The following is a 13,126-nucleotide window of genomic DNA, read 5'->3' as shown; positions in this document are numbered from 1 at the left end:
AGCAGCCCTCGGGCCGCCCAGCTGAGCGAGTGCTTCCGGACGACGTGGCCGTTGTCGAGGATCGTGTACCCGGGCGCATGCTTCGGGATACGATGGATCTGCATAGGGAGCTCTCATCTCCTGGTGCCGAGCCCCGGGGTGTTCCAGCACCGCCGGGGAGCATCTTTTGGCACGGATCATCAGATGACATGAGCCAACAGGTCGGCGTGACACCACCGTTGGCCGCAAGGATCACCGTAGACGCGGCAGACGAACACCAGCGCCGGAACCAGATAATCCCCTCTCCGGATCACCCGAACAGACGGCGCGCGAACAAACCCCCTGGCGCAACACAAAACAGCGCGCCCCCGAACGAATCCGGAGGCGCGCCGCTCCCGGGCCTACCCGCCGACCGGGCTGAACCGGACCGGCAGGTGGACCAGGGCGCGGTGGAACGGGCCCGGGCGCCAGAACAGGTCGTCGGCCGGGGTGCTCAGCGCGAGGTCGCTCAGCCGGCTGGTGAGCTGCTCGATCGCGGTGATCGCGATCAGCAGGGCGGGGTCACGGGCCGGACAGGCGTGCGGCCCGGCCGCCCAGGCCAGGTGGGCGCTCTCGCCGCTGCGCAGCTCGCCCCCGTCGGTGTCCGGCGCGGCCCGCGAGTTGGCGGCCGCGTAGGAGACCAGGAGCAGCGAGCCGGCGGCGATCTCCCGGCCGTGGAAGGTGATGTCGTACCGGGGGTAGTGGGCGGAGAAGTTCGCCAGCGGCGGCTCGTGCCAGAGCACCTCGTCGATCGCCTGGTAGGCCGTCATCGCACCGCCGAACAGCGATCCGGCGTAGCGGGCGTCGGTGAGCAGCCGCAGCAGCGCGTTGCCGATCAGGTTGGTGGTCGGCTGGTGCCCGGCGATCATGGTCAGGGTGATCTGCCGGATCACCTCGTCGTTGTCCAGCCCGGCCGGGTGGTTGAGGAACCAGGAGGTCAGGTCGTGCCGGGCGTGCTCGCGGCGCTCGGCGACCATGCCGGTCACCACCGAGACGAGGTCCGCGTAGGCCGCGCCGGCCTTCTCGGTGGACTCGATCATGCCGGAGATGCCGGCGACCAGCCGGGCGCTGTGCTCCTCCGGCACACCGAACCAGGTGTTGAAGACGAACACCGGCAGCTGCCGCGCGTACTCGGCGATCAGGTCGGCGGAGCCGGCCGCCTCGAAGCGGTCGATCAGCTGGTGGGCGACCTCGGCGACCCGGCGCTGGAGCAGGTGCGGTTCGATCAGCGCCAGCCCGTCGGTGATCACCTGCCGGTAGCGGGCGTGCACCTCGCCGTCGCTGAACAGGGCGGTCGGCCGGTAGCCGAGCATCGGCAGCAGGGGTGAGGCCGCCGGGACGGTCTGCTGCCAGGCCCGGGAGTCCTTGGAGAAGGTGTCGGTGTCGCGCAGCAGGTCCAGCGCGGCCTGGTAGTCGGTGACCAGCAGGGCCTCGACGCCCGGCGCGATCTCCACCGGGGCGACCGCGCCGTAGCGGCGCAGCTGCTCGTAGACGAGCTGCGGGTCGGCCGCGAAGACCGGGCCGTAGATCGGGATCGGCCGGGTCTCGGGCCTCGGCGGGCTGGTGTCGGCGGTCACGGCTGCTCCAGGGCGGCGGCGGGTGCGGCGGGCAGGACGTCCAGGACGTGTTCGGCCAGCGCGATCAGCGCGTCCAGGCTGGCGCGGCGCTCGCGGGCGTCGCAGAGCACCAGCGGGGTGTCCGGATGCAGGTCCAGATGGGTCCGGAGCACCTCGATCGAGTGCACGGGCGCGTCGGGGAAGCAGTTGACGGCCACCGCGTAGGGCAGGCCCTGTTCCTCGACCATGTCCATGATCTCGAAGGAGTCGGCCAGCCGGCGGGTGTCCGCGAGCACCAGGGCGCCGAGAGCGCCGCGCGCGATGTCCTGCCAGAGCGGGAAGAACCGCCGCTGGCCGGGCGTGCCGAACATGTAGAGCACCAGCTGGCCGGGCAGGGTGAGCCGGCCGAAGTCGACCGCCACCGTGGTGGTGGTCTTCTCGGGCAGGCCCGCCGCGTCGTCCACCGGCGCGCCGGTTTCGGTCATCGCCTCCTCGGTGTGCAGCGTGGCGATCTCCGACAGGGTGCGGATGAGCGTGGTCTTGCCGACCCCGAACGGGCCGGCGACCACCAGTTTCATCAGCGTCTGGTCCCGGTCGGGCAGGTAGCCCACCCGGCTCGGGCGGCCGGTCGGGCTACCGGAGAGTGCGGAGTCCAACGAGGAGCCTCTCAACGATGGAGCGGTCGGTCTGCTGTGCGCGGGGGATCGGGCTGCGGGCCCGTAAACAGCCCGCGTCGACCAGATCCGCCGCGAGGAAGACGGTGGCGCTGACCGGGAGCCGCAGGTGCGCGGCGGCCTCCACGACGGTCAGCGCGCCCGGGCGCAGCAGCTCCCAGAGCCGCCGGTGCTCGTGTTCCAGCTCCGACGGCGGCTCGGCGCCCGCGGCGTACAGGACGGTGAGCCGCTCGAAGCCGGCGCCGCCGGGCCTGCTGCGGCCGCCGGTGGCCAGATAGGCGGGCACCATCCGCCTGCGGGGTACGGCGGTCATGACCGGGCGGTGCTCTCCTGTTGCCGTGCCGGACTCGCCATCGCGCGGCCCAGGGCGGCGACCTGCACCTGCATCTGGTAGGCCACGTTGCCGAGTTGGGCCTCCGGCGAGGTGAACACCGCGAGCGAGGTGTTCTCCCCGGCCGGGACGACGATGGCGAAGCCCAGTTCGGACTCGACCACGGTCTGGGCCAGCCGGGGCTGGTCGGTGTCGGTGAAGGCGCTGGTGAACGCGCGGGCGGCGGCGTGCACGGTGGCCGTCATCGCGGCGACCCGCTCGGCGGAGGCCCGGTCGAGGCCGTCCGAGGCGCCTTCGACGAGGCCGTCACCGGTCGCGATGACCGCGTGCAGGACTCCCGGCAGCTCCAGCAGCGGGGTCAGCACCCACGAGATCTCGTCGGTGGCGGTAGGGCTCGTGCTCACTGCTCGGCTCCTTCGGGGGTCTGGGCGGGGCTGTGGCCGGTACCTGCGGTGTCGGCCGTGCCGTCGGACCGGTCGGCCCGGTCCGCGGCTTCCGCCACGGCGGCCCGGCCGGTCCCGGTGCCCTGCTGCAGGGCCTGCCAGCGGGCGGCGGCCTGCTCGGGGGTGCGGGCGGGCGGGGCGGCGGGCGTTCCGGCGGGACTGCGTTCGGCGGTGGGGTCGGCGGCGCGCGGGACGGGCACCCGGTCGTCGGACGGCAGCGGCTGGCGCCGGCGGCGGCTGGGCAGCCCGCTGCCGTCGCCGGACGGCACGGCCTGCACGGGTGGCGCGTCGGGCCCGGACGGCACGACGTGCATGGTCGGCACGGTGTGCCCGACCGGCGGTTCGGGCCGGTCCGGGTCGCGGACGGTGCGCCCGTCGCGCCCGTCGGACAGCTCGCGCGGGGTCGGCACGGCCTGCACGGTGGGCGCCGGAGCCGGGCCCGCGCCGGCCCGCAGCGGCAGCGGGGTGAGCACCGAGAGCGGCTGCTCGTCGTCCACCACCGTCAGCAGCGCCGCCGGGATCCGCACGATCGTCCGCATGCCGCCGTACGGCGAGGGCTCGATGTGACAGGAGAAGCCGTACTGGCGGGCGAGCTTGCCGACCACGGCGAAGCCGGTCTTCGGCGGGTTGCCCAGCTCGGTGAGCAGCACCTCGGGCGGGCCGGTCAGCAGCCTGCGGGCCCGGCGCAGCTGGTCCTCCTCCATGCCGATGCCGCTGTCGTCGATGATCACCAGTGCCCCGCGGCCGCCCTGCTGGACGGTGACCGGGACGTCGGTCTCCGGGTGCGAGTACGCGGTGGCGTTGGCGAGCAGTTCGGCGACGGTGATGGCCAGCGGCTCGGCGGCCCGGGCGACCACGGCCAGCCGGCTCTCCCGCAGGTGGTTGGCCACCTTGATGCGGGCGTAGCCGGGCACCCGGGAGAGCGCGCCGACGACCACCTCGGCGAGCGGCGAGTCGGTCCGGGCCAGGCCGGGCCAGGCCTCGCAGAGCACCGCGATGGTCTGGATCCGGCGCAGGGCGACCTCGTTGCGGAAGTCGACCTCCAGCAGCCGGGGGTCGTCGTTGTCGTGCTGGAGCTGCTGGACCAGGCTCTGGATCTGGTACAGCAGCGTCTGGATCTTGGAGGTGGCGCCGCGCATCGCGGCCCGGGCGGCGGCGTCGACCCGCTCGCGTTCGTCGGTGATGGCGGCCGCGGCCGCGTCCAGCACGGCCTGCAGGGCCTGGACCGCCTCCGGGCCGATGCCCTGCCGGTCCAGCGGTCCGGCCACCGGCGCGTTGGGGTGGCTGAGCCGCAGCGCGGTGGCCGCCACCCGCTCCTTGGCGAGGTGGCCGATCTCGGCCAGCAGCTCCCTGGTCCGCTCGTCCGCGTCGGTCAGCCGCTGCTCGGCCTCGGCGGTCCGGCCCTCGGCGGCGGCCGCCCGCTCCTCCGCCTGGTGGATGAGCCGTTCCGCCTGACCGGTCCGCCCCTCGGCGGCCAGGGCGCGCTCGGCGGCCTCCCTGGTCCGCTCGTCCGCCTCGCGGGTGCGCTCCTCGGCGGCCCGGTAACGGCCCTCGGCGCGGCGGGTCTCCTCGGCCGCGTGCCGGGCGGCGTCCTGCGCCTCGCGCTGCTGCTGCTCGGCCCGGGCCAGCCGGCCCTCGGCGACGCGGGTGCGCTCCTCGCTGTGCGCCAGTCCGGTCTCGGCGGCCGCGGCCCGGGTGAGGGCCCGGGAGCGGCCGCGGGCCAGGACACCCGCCAGCACGGCGGCGGCCACCACCAGGGCGAGCAGCGCGATCTGCGTCATCGAAGTCCTCGGAAGTCCTCGCTGGAAGGGCTGGAAAGGGGGTGCGTGCACGGTCCGGACGGGCCGACGGCGGCGCCGGCGCTGCGGTCCGTCCGGTCTGTTCGATCCGTCCGGTCAGGCGGGCGAGCCGGTGCTCCGCCCCGCCCGGAGCCGCGGCACCCGACCAGTATCCTCGTCCAACTCCCTGGCCACCAGGGCAACCTGACTCATGGCCTCCAGGACGCTCGGCACCTCGGAGCCGTCCAGGTGGCGGTACTCGGCGGCGACGGTGAGCACCAGCCGCTCGGGCAGGCCGAGTTCGGGGTAACGCTGCTCGGCGATGACCCGCCGGGCGGCGTCCAGCGCGGGTATCCCTGCGGCGTGCAGGGCGTGCGCGCGGTCCCGGACGTACTCCAGGTACCCGATGTGCGCCTGGACGCCGGAGCGGTCGAGCACCGGGCCGTGGCCGGGGACGACGACCTCGGCGCCGGTGGCCAGGATCCGCTCGCAGGCCTCGATCACGTTCTGCAGCGGGCCGGCCCAGTGCACGGGGTGGTCGCCGGGCTGCTGCGGCGTCGATCCGAAGATCACGTCACCGGTGAACACCGCGCGCTGTCGCGGCAGGTGGACGATCAGGTCGCCGCCGGTGTGCGCGGCCGGCAGCCCGGTCACCTGCACCGGGTACTCCCCCACGCGCAGCTCCAGCTCACCGTGGAACACCGTGTCCGGGCGTACCGGCTCGGTGCCGGACCAGTCGAACTGCCCGAAGTGCTCGCGGAGGTAGCCGCCCAGCGGCGAGGCCGGGTCGCTGCCCGTCACCAGCGCGTGCTGCTGCTTCGGGGTCGGCTCGTAGTGGATGTGCTCCAGCGCCTCGCGGGTGGAGATCACCTCGGCGTCCGGGAGCACCCCGGCGCCCCAGAGGTGGTCGCCGTTGGCGTGCGTGACGATCACCCGGTCCACCGTGACCCCGTCGGGCAGCCGGCGGCGGCTCTCGGCGAGGAACTCCGCGGCCATCGAGGGGTCGTACGGTGTGTCGATCCACAGTGCGGTCTTCGGCGAGACCAGCAGTCCGCAGTTGGCCAGGCCCCAGCCCCGCTTCGGGGGGAGCCACACATACAGGTCCTCGGCAATCGCGCTCACGTTCGCACGGTTGATCGTCATGTGCGCGATTATGCCCATGATGTGTCAGGGGCGGGAAAATTCCTGTACGTTCACCGACAGGCCGCGCCCCAGACTCTCCCGACCTGTCCCGATTCGCACACCCTTGGTCGGTACCAATCGTCTCACCCAGCGGGACGGACCACGAAACGGGAACGGACGGCGCGACGACGGACCGGCCGGGGCCATCACAGCGCGGGCAGGGTCCGGGTACTCGGTGCAGAAATCCGGAAATCCCGTGGTGAGTACGCCCCCGGACCGCGGCGGCGGGGCCTCAGCCGTCCAGCCGCTTGGTGAACTTCCGCTCGCTCGCGCAGCGTTCGTATCCCAGCCACGCATTGATCGCGAGCATCGGCGCATTGGTCGCGTCGTTGCTGGTGTACGCCCAGCGGTAGCCCGCCGCCCGGGCCCGGCGCAGCGACTCCGCCTTGGCCAGCTTGCTCAGGCCCCGCCCCCGGAACTCCCGGCGGCAGGCCGTGAACGCCGACCAGTACCGGTGCGCGCCGTCCGTCTGCACCGCGGTGAACGCGGCCGGCTCGCCGTTCACCACCGCCACCACGGTCAGCTCCCGGTCGAGGTCGGGCCGGGCCCATGCGCCGCGCAGCCAGTCCTCGTAGTCGGCGGCGTCCATCTCGACCTCGCCGGGCTCGTCGCGGATCGCGTCCGCCTCGATGAGGAAGACCGGGTACGGGTCGTCCACCCAGTCGGTGGCCGGCCGGAGCCCGACACCCGGCGGCAGCACCGTGGCCGCCGGCAGCGGGAGCGTCAGGTCGCGGCCCGCGAAGTGGGCCGGCCGCCCCTCCGTGAAGCCCCGGTGGGCGGCGAAGGCCAGCGACTCCGGCCGGTCGTCCACCCAGCTGTGCAGCTCCACCACACCGTGCTCGACGAGGTGCCGCTCGGCCGCCGCCAGCAGCGCGGTGAAGGCGCCGCGGCCCCGGTACGCGGGCAGCACACTGCCGTTGGCGTACCCGACGCCCTTGGTCGTCGTCCCGGTGACCACACCGCAGCGGATCGACCCGACCACCTCGCCGTCCAGCTCGGCGACGAAGGTACGGAAGTGCTCGCCCCCGGCCTGGCGGGTGTTCAGCCACACGAACACCTCGGGGGTGAGCAGGAGGTGCTCACGGCCCGCGGTGTGCGCGGCGGCGGCGGCCCCGGCGTCGGCCGGGCGGAAGTCACGAATCGTCAGTGTCGTCATAGACGCGCCACGCTAACCGCCCGCCCGGCCGGGCCGCCTCCGAATTTCGGCCCCCACCAGCAGCTCGGCACGGCGGACGGGACTAAAGTCCCTCACCACCGGGCCCTCAAGCTCAAATAATGCTCTGAGATGACCGGGCGAGGCTTGGCAGCCACCCCACCCGGGGACATCCTCAGCAGCACGGCCCGGCGGTCCTGGCGACGACGCCCGCACCACCCGACGGCCACCCCACCCAGCCCTCCGAAGGGGGCGCGCACCGATGACCTCCCCCGCAGTGAACCGGCCCGCGGCGGCCACCCCGGCGAACCGGCTCGGCATCGGCCTCGGCTGGCGCAGTGAGATCGACACCGTGGTGGAACGGCAACCCGGCCTGGACTGGGTCGAGGTGGTCGCGGAGAACATCTGCGCCGACCACCTGCCCGAGTCGCTGACCGTCCTGCGGGCCCGCGGCGTCACCGTCGTGCCGCACGGCGTCGCGCTCGGCCTCGGCGGCGCCGACCGGCCCGATCCGGCCCGGCTCGCCCGGCTCGCCGAGGCGGCCGAGGCGCTGGACTCCCCGCTGGTCACCGAACACCTGGCGTTCGTCCGGGCCGGCGGCCTGGAGGCCGGGCACCTGCTGCCGGTGCCCCGCTCGCGCGACGCCCTGCGGGTCGTCGCCGAGAACGTCCGGATCGCACAGGACCTGCTCCCGGTGCCGCTGGCGCTGGAGAACATCGCCGCCCAGCTGGCCTGGCCGGACGACGAGCTGACCGAGGGCCAGTTCCTCGCCGAGCTGGTCGAGCGCACCGGCGTCCGGCTGCTGATCGACGTCGCCAACCTGCACACCAACCGGGTCAACCTGGGCCTGGACCCGGCCGCCGAGCTGGACCGACTGCCGCTGGAGGCGCTGGCCTACGTCCATGTGGCGGGCGGCACGATGATCGACGGCATCTGGCACGACACCCACGCCCACCCCGTCACCGAGCCGGTGCTGGAGGTGCTGGCCGAGCTCTGCGCGCGGGTGGCACCGCCCGGGGTGCTGCTGGAACGGGACGCCGCCTTCCCGCCGCCCGCCGAACTGGCCGGCGAACTGGACGCCATCCGGCGTGTGCTGAAGGGGGGCCGCACGACATGACGGGCCCCACGCACAAGAGCCCGGCGCCCGAGGGCCCCGCGCACAAGAGCCCGGCGCACGAGCCCCCGGCGCACGAGATCCCCGCCCACGGGAGCCCGGCGCCCGAGGCCCCGGACCTGACCGCCGCCCGCGCCGCGCTGGCCCGGCGCCAGGAGGCGCTGCTGGCCGCCCTGGTGGCCGGCGGCCCCGTCCCGCCCGGCTTCGACGAGGCCCAGGTGCGCGCCCAGTCGATCGGCCTGGCCGCCAAGCGCCGCGACACCGCCGCCAAGGTCGCCCCGGCCCTGCCCCGCCTGCTCGGGCCGCAGTACGGACCGCTGTTCCTCGCGTACGCCCGCCGGCACCCGCAGACCGGCGGCTACCGCGCCGACGCCCGCGCCTTCGCCGCCTGGGCGATCGCGGACGATGCCACGGGAGAGGAGCACCGCACCGCCCTGCGGCAGTGGCTCGACCCCGCCGCCGGGCGACGGCCCGGCCCGCTCACCCGCCTGCGCCGGGCCCTGCTACCCGGCCCGCGGCCACACGACCAGAAGAGGCCGGCGGGAAGCGCCGGACCCTCCCACGAACTGTAAGACCTCACCATTCCGGGGGAAACGCCCATGTGGCACAACGTCTACTACCTGGTCCCGGCCGTCCTGCTGGCCGCGGCCGCCGTCGCCGCGATCCGGGCCAAGGTGCTGGTCAAGCGCGTGCCCTTCGCCAAGGGCCTGCCCGGCCGCGGCCTGCCGCTGCTGGACACCGCCTTCCTGTCCGGGGGCCCCGGCCGGGTCTTCGACACCGCGCTGGTGCGGATGCACCAGGCGGGCCGGGTGGTGGTCAACCGGGCCGGCCTGGTCACCGTCACCACCGGCACGCCGTACGACGCCGTGGACCTCGCGATCATCGAGGCCGTCGGACCGTCAAAGCACCGCGACCTCACCCCGCTGCGCCGCGAGGTGATGCGCTCCCCCGCCGTCCAGGAGATCGGCGACCGGCTCGCCGACCGCGGCCTGATGCGCAACCCCGTCCGGCTGCGGCGGGCCCGCCTGGCACGCCGCCGGCTCTGGTTCGCCCTGCTGGGCGTGGTGGTGTTCACCGTCGCGGCCTATCTGCTGGACTCCGGCGACGCCGGCTCCGACCGGCCCGCGCCGTGGATCCCGCCGGTCCTGCTCGTGGTGGGCCTGGTCGCCCTGATCCTCACCTGGCCGGTCAAGGGCCGGATCACCCTGGCCGGCTGCCGCCAGCTCATTCTGATGAACAGCGGCAAGCCGTGGAAGCCCAGTGCCGGTCTGGCGCCCAGGTCGACGGGCGGCGCGCTGCTCGGCGCGATCGCGCTGGGCGGGCTGGCCGCCGCCGGGCTCGGGGACGAGGAACTGCAGGAGGCGATGCTCGCCGCGGCGGCGGCCGACGCGGCCGCCCGGTCCACGGCGGCCACCGGCGGCTCCTCGTCCTCCTCCTCGTCGTCCTCGTCATGCTCGTCGTCCTCGTCCGGCTCCTCCTGCGGCGGCTCGGCCGCCTGGTGCGGCTCCTCCGACTCCGGGTCCTCCGGATCCGGCTGCGGCGGCGGCAGCTGCGGCTCCAGTTCCAGCGGTTGCGGCTCGTCCTCGTCGAGCTGCGGCTCCGGCTCCAGCAGCTGCGGGTCCTCGTCCTCCTCCAGCTGCGGTTCGAGCTGTGGTGGTTCGAGCTGCGGCTCCTGACGTCACAGTTCGGTATCGCGCTCCGGGAATGCGTTCCGCGCGCGACCGCGAGAGGTCTACAACAAGCCCATGTGGTTGCTCTTCCTGATCCCGGCCTGCGTCGCCGCGGTGCTCTCCTGCATCCGGCTGGTCCGGATGACCGCCACCGCGGACACCCTCGCCGGACAGGACGGACCGCGGCCGTCCGAGGCCGTCGGAATCGGGCTGTACGAGACGGCCTACCTGGCGGGCGGCCCGGACCGGGTGGTGGAGCTGGCGCTCGTCCTGATGTCCTCCCGGGGGCGGCTGCACCTCGCGCACACCGGCTGGACCACCGTCGTCGACCCCAAGGGCCGCAGCCGGCTGGAACGCGCGGTGGTCGCCACCGTCGGGCCCGAGGGCCAGTGCCGGACGGCCGACCTGCGGCGGGCGATGGGCGTCCACCCCACCGTGCTGGAGATCGGCGGCCGGCTGACCCTGGCCGGACTGGCCACCCCGGCGTCGGTGCAGCAGAACACCGTCCTGGTGATCCGGCAGGTCCGGCAGGCGCTGCTGCTCTCGCTGGTGCTGCTGGCCGCCGCGCTGGCCGTCGGCGGGGCCGCGGACGGTGACACGCTGGTGCCGCTCGCCTGGTTCTCGCTGCCGCTGATCCTCACCTCGGGCACGCTGCTGATGGCCCGGGTCGACGTCTACCCCTACACCCAGTGGGCCTCACCGGTCGGCCAGGAGGTGCTGCGCGAGGTCCGCCCGGCGCGCCAGCACGGCCTCGTCGACGACGACGAGCGTGAACTGCTCACCGCCGTCGCGATGATCGGCCCGGCCGCCCTCCCGGACGCCCGGCTGCGCGCGGCGCTCCGCCCCCAGCGCGACTGACCGCGGCCCGGCCGACGCGCTCCGGCCGGAGAACGCGTGGAGGGGCCCGCCGAGGCGGGCCCCTCCACATGGTGCGCGGCCGGTCAGACCAGGCCGTTGAGCAGCTCGCTCACCGGCTTGCGGCGGCCGGTGAAGAACGGCACCTCCTCGCGGACGTGCAGCCGGGCCCGGGACGGGCGCAGGTCGCGCATCAGGTCGACGATCCGGTGCAGCTCGTCCGCCTCGAAGGCGAGCAGCCACTCGTAGTCGCCGAGGGCGAAGGAGGCCACGGTGTTGGCCCGCACGTCCGGGTAGCCGCGCGCCATCTGGCCGTGCTCGGAGAGCATCGCGCGCCGCTCGGCGTCCGGCAGCAGGTACCACTCGTAGGAGCGGACGAACGGGTAGACGCAGACGTAGTCGCGCGGGCGCTCGTCGGCGAGGAACGCCGGGATGTGCGACTTGTTGAACTCGGCCGGGCGGTGCAGCGCCATGTTCGACCAGACCGGCTCCAGCACCCGGCCGAGGCCGGTGCGGCGGAAGCGGTTGTACGCGTCCTGGAGGTCGTCCGAGTCCTCGGCGTGCCACCAGACCAGGATGTCGGCATCGGCACGCAGACCGGACACGTCGTAGGTGCCGCGCACCGTGATGTCCTTCGCGGCCAGCTGGGCGAAGAGCTCGTCCACCTCGGCCGCGAGGGCGGTGCGGTCCTCGGGCAGCGCGCCCTTGAGCTTGAACACCGACCACATGGTGTAGCGGATGACCTGGTTCAGGTCGCGCGCCTTCTTCTTCTCGGGCTGCTGCTCCGGCTGCCGCTCAACGGTCTCAGTCATGCGCCCATTGTCCTCTCCGTGGAACCTTCCCCGGTCTCCGGGGTCGGCAGTCTGTCGACGATCGCGGCCACCGCCGTCCGCGCGCTCGCGACGCACGCCGGGATGCCCACCCCGTCGTACGCGGCCCCGCACAGCGCCAGCCCGCCGAGCCGCCCGGCCGCGGCCCGGATCCGGGCCACCCGGTCGAGATGGCCGACCGGGTACTGCGGCAGGCCGGCCCGCCAGCGGGTGACGGCGGTGTCGTACGGACGGGCGGTCAGGCCGATCGCCTCGCCCAGGTCCTCCAGCGAACGGGCCACCAGTTCCTCGTCCGGCAGGTCCAGCGCCTGCTCCTCGCGGTGCCGGCCCAGTGAGGTGCGCAGCAGGAACGCGTCCGGGGCGGAACGCTCCAGCCAGCCCCACTTGTTGGAGGAGAAGGTGGACGCCTTGATCCGCCGGCCGTCCACCGGCGGCACCAGGAAGCCGCTGCCGGCCGGCGGTTCGGGCAGGTCCGCGCGCCGGAAGGCGAGGGTGACCAGCGCCATCCCCGCGTACTCGACCCCGTCCAGTTCGGCGGCCGCGCCCGGCGCGTCCGTGCGCAGCAGGCGGGCGGCGGCGGGCGCGGGCACGGCCAGCACGACGGCGTCCGCCGTGAGCGTCTCGCCGCCGCCGGTCACCACCCGCCAGCCGTCGGGGGCCCGGCGCAGCTCGTCCACCGGCGTGTGCGTCCGCAGCTCGGCTCCGGCCCTGACGCAGGCCGCCGCGACCGCCTCCGGCAGCGTGCCGAGGCCGCCGCGCAGGCCCTGGAACACCGGCCCGGCGGTGCTCTGCGGCCGGGTCGCCAGCTCGCGCACCCCGGCCACCAGGGAGCCGCCGCCCTGCGCGATCGGCAGCAGCTGCGGCACGGCGGCGCGCAGCGAGATCTCGTCGGCGTGCCCGGCGTAGACGCCGCCGAGCAGCGGCTCGACCAGCCGGTCCACGACCTCGCGGCCGAGCCGGGCGGCGACGTACCGGCCGATCGCGATGTCGTCCGCGACCTCCGTACCGCCCTCGTGCCGGGTCCGCTCCAGCCCCTCGGCGGTGAGGACCCCGGAGGCGGCGAGCGCGTCCAGGTCACCGGGGACGCCCATCACCTGCCCGCCGGGCAGCGGCCGCAGCGCGCCCCTGGTCCAGATCGCGGCCTTGGCGGTGGTCGGCGGTTCCAGCTCCTCGCCCAGCCCGACCGCACGGGCCAGTTCGACCGCCTCGGGCCGCCGGGCCAGCATCGACTCGGCCCCCAGGTCCACCCGGACCCCGCCGACCTCTCCGCCGTACAGCTTCCCGCCGACCCGCCCGGACGCCTCCAGCAGCGTCACCCGGGCCCGCGCGCTCCCCCCGGCCGCACCGCTGAGGAAGGCGGCCGCGGCCAGCCCGGCGATACCGCCGCCGATCACGACGACATGTGCTTGCGACATGCCTCGCAGTCTTGCAGGTCCTTACACCTTTGCCGCACTCCGCCCGCTTCCGGACGATTCCCCCTCCGCGGCGCCGCCGATCAGAGCACGGCCAGGGCGTGTCTGAC

11 protein-coding genes and 1 pseudogene are annotated in these 13,126 nt (G+C 74.5%); 3 read left to right on the top strand and 9 right to left on the bottom strand.

All coding sequences use genetic code 11. The features are described 5' to 3' along the window. Positions 1 to 380: 380 nt before the first annotated feature. The 7 genes from AB0P06_RS31780 to AB0P06_RS31750 all read right to left on the bottom strand — a co-directional run bounded on the left by AB0P06_RS31780 (position 381) and on the right by AB0P06_RS31750 (position 7,138). Entirely contained in the window at positions 381 to 1,595 is a 1,215-nt protein-coding gene (locus AB0P06_RS31780; RefSeq protein ID WP_363613483.1) for a cytochrome P450, read from the bottom strand. After that, a complete protein-coding gene (locus AB0P06_RS31775) occupies positions 1,592 to 2,152 on the bottom strand; it encodes an ATP/GTP-binding protein (protein ID WP_363613489.1) in 561 nt (186 codons plus the stop codon). Before AB0P06_RS31775 ends, AB0P06_RS31780 begins: the two co-directional genes overlap by 4 nt. A 55-nt stretch (positions 2,153 to 2,207) precedes the next feature. Next, complete coding sequence (locus AB0P06_RS31770; protein WP_363613481.1) at positions 2,208 to 2,561, bottom strand: DUF742 domain-containing protein; 354 nt, start codon at positions 2,559 to 2,561, stop codon at positions 2,208 to 2,210. Next, positions 2,558 to 2,983, bottom strand: coding sequence for a roadblock/LC7 domain-containing protein (locus AB0P06_RS31765; RefSeq protein WP_363613479.1), 426 nt, complete (start codon positions 2,981 to 2,983; stop codon positions 2,558 to 2,560). The genes AB0P06_RS31770 and AB0P06_RS31765 overlap by 4 nt, the downstream gene beginning before the upstream one ends. Further along, positions 2,980 to 4,803 carry an ATP-binding protein gene (locus tag AB0P06_RS31760; protein ID WP_363613477.1) on the bottom strand — a complete coding sequence of 608 codons (1,824 nt, stop codon included), beginning with the start codon at positions 4,801 to 4,803 and terminating at the stop codon, positions 2,980 to 2,982. The genes AB0P06_RS31765 and AB0P06_RS31760 overlap by 4 nt, the downstream gene beginning before the upstream one ends. A gap of 114 nt (positions 4,804 to 4,917) precedes the next feature. Next, positions 4,918 to 5,943, bottom strand: coding sequence for an MBL fold metallo-hydrolase (locus AB0P06_RS31755; RefSeq protein WP_363613475.1), 1,026 nt, complete (start codon positions 5,941 to 5,943; stop codon positions 4,918 to 4,920). A 271-nt stretch (positions 5,944 to 6,214) separates the two neighbouring features. Continuing rightward, entirely contained in the window at positions 6,215 to 7,138 is a 924-nt protein-coding gene (locus tag AB0P06_RS31750) for a GNAT family N-acetyltransferase (RefSeq protein ID WP_363613473.1), read from the bottom strand. A gap of 259 nt (positions 7,139 to 7,397) precedes the next feature. Here AB0P06_RS31750 and AB0P06_RS31745 point away from each other — a divergent pair. The 3 genes and pseudogenes from AB0P06_RS31745 (at position 7,398) to AB0P06_RS31735 (ending at position 10,777) form a co-directional block, all read left to right on the top strand. Beyond that, a pseudogene (locus tag AB0P06_RS31745) lies at positions 7,398 to 8,821 on the top strand (DUF692 domain-containing protein). 27 nt (positions 8,822 to 8,848) lie between these two features. Beyond that, complete coding sequence (locus tag AB0P06_RS31740; protein ID WP_363613471.1) at positions 8,849 to 9,925, top strand: TIGR04222 domain-containing membrane protein; 1,077 nt, start codon at positions 8,849 to 8,851, stop codon at positions 9,923 to 9,925. A 69-nt stretch (positions 9,926 to 9,994) separates the two neighbouring features. Continuing rightward, positions 9,995 to 10,777, top strand: a complete 783-nt coding sequence (locus AB0P06_RS31735) for a TIGR04222 domain-containing membrane protein (protein ID WP_363613469.1) — start codon at positions 9,995 to 9,997, stop codon at positions 10,775 to 10,777. 83 nt (positions 10,778 to 10,860) lie between these two features. Here the strand turns inward: AB0P06_RS31735 and hemQ are convergent, their stop codons facing one another. Continuing rightward, positions 10,861 to 11,586 (bottom strand): hydrogen peroxide-dependent heme synthase, encoded by a 726-nt coding sequence (hemQ, locus tag AB0P06_RS31730; protein ID WP_363613467.1) that lies wholly within the window; start codon positions 11,584 to 11,586, stop codon positions 10,861 to 10,863. Beyond that, a complete protein-coding gene (hemG, locus tag AB0P06_RS31725) occupies positions 11,583 to 13,019 on the bottom strand; it encodes a protoporphyrinogen oxidase (RefSeq protein ID WP_363613465.1) in 1,437 nt (478 codons plus the stop codon). Before hemG ends, hemQ begins: the two co-directional genes overlap by 4 nt. Positions 13,020 to 13,126 lie beyond the last annotated feature (107 nt).

Source organism: Kitasatospora sp. NPDC088351, from assembly GCF_040685575.1.
Lineage (GTDB): Bacteria > Actinomycetota > Actinomycetes > Streptomycetales > Streptomycetaceae > Kitasatospora.
The sequence above is the reverse complement of the archived record's forward strand: the minus strand, read 5'-3'. Positions and strand labels throughout refer to the sequence as shown.

Coding starts and splice junctions, on each gene's coding strand:
- AB0P06_RS31775 (WP_363613489.1), bottom strand. CDS start 2,152: ATGAAACTGGTGGTCGCCGGCCCGTTCGGGGTCGGCAAGACCACGCTC.
- AB0P06_RS31770 (WP_363613481.1), bottom strand. CDS start 2,561: ATGACCGCCGTACCCCGCAGGCGGATGGTGCCCGCCTATCTGGCCACC.
- AB0P06_RS31760 (WP_363613477.1), bottom strand. CDS start 4,803: ATGACGCAGATCGCGCTGCTCGCCCTGGTGGTGGCCGCCGCCGTGCTG.
- AB0P06_RS31755 (WP_363613475.1), bottom strand. CDS start 5,943: ATGACGATCAACCGTGCGAACGTGAGCGCGATTGCCGAGGACCTGTAT.
- AB0P06_RS31750 (WP_363613473.1), bottom strand. CDS start 7,138: ATGACGACACTGACGATTCGTGACTTCCGCCCGGCCGACGCCGGGGCC.
- AB0P06_RS31740 (WP_363613471.1), top strand. CDS start 8,849: ATGTGGCACAACGTCTACTACCTGGTCCCGGCCGTCCTGCTGGCCGCG.
- AB0P06_RS31735 (WP_363613469.1), top strand. CDS start 9,995: ATGTGGTTGCTCTTCCTGATCCCGGCCTGCGTCGCCGCGGTGCTCTCC.
- hemQ (WP_363613467.1), bottom strand. CDS start 11,586: ATGACTGAGACCGTTGAGCGGCAGCCGGAGCAGCAGCCCGAGAAGAAG.
- hemG (WP_363613465.1), bottom strand. CDS start 13,019: ATGTCGCAAGCACATGTCGTCGTGATCGGCGGCGGTATCGCCGGGCTG.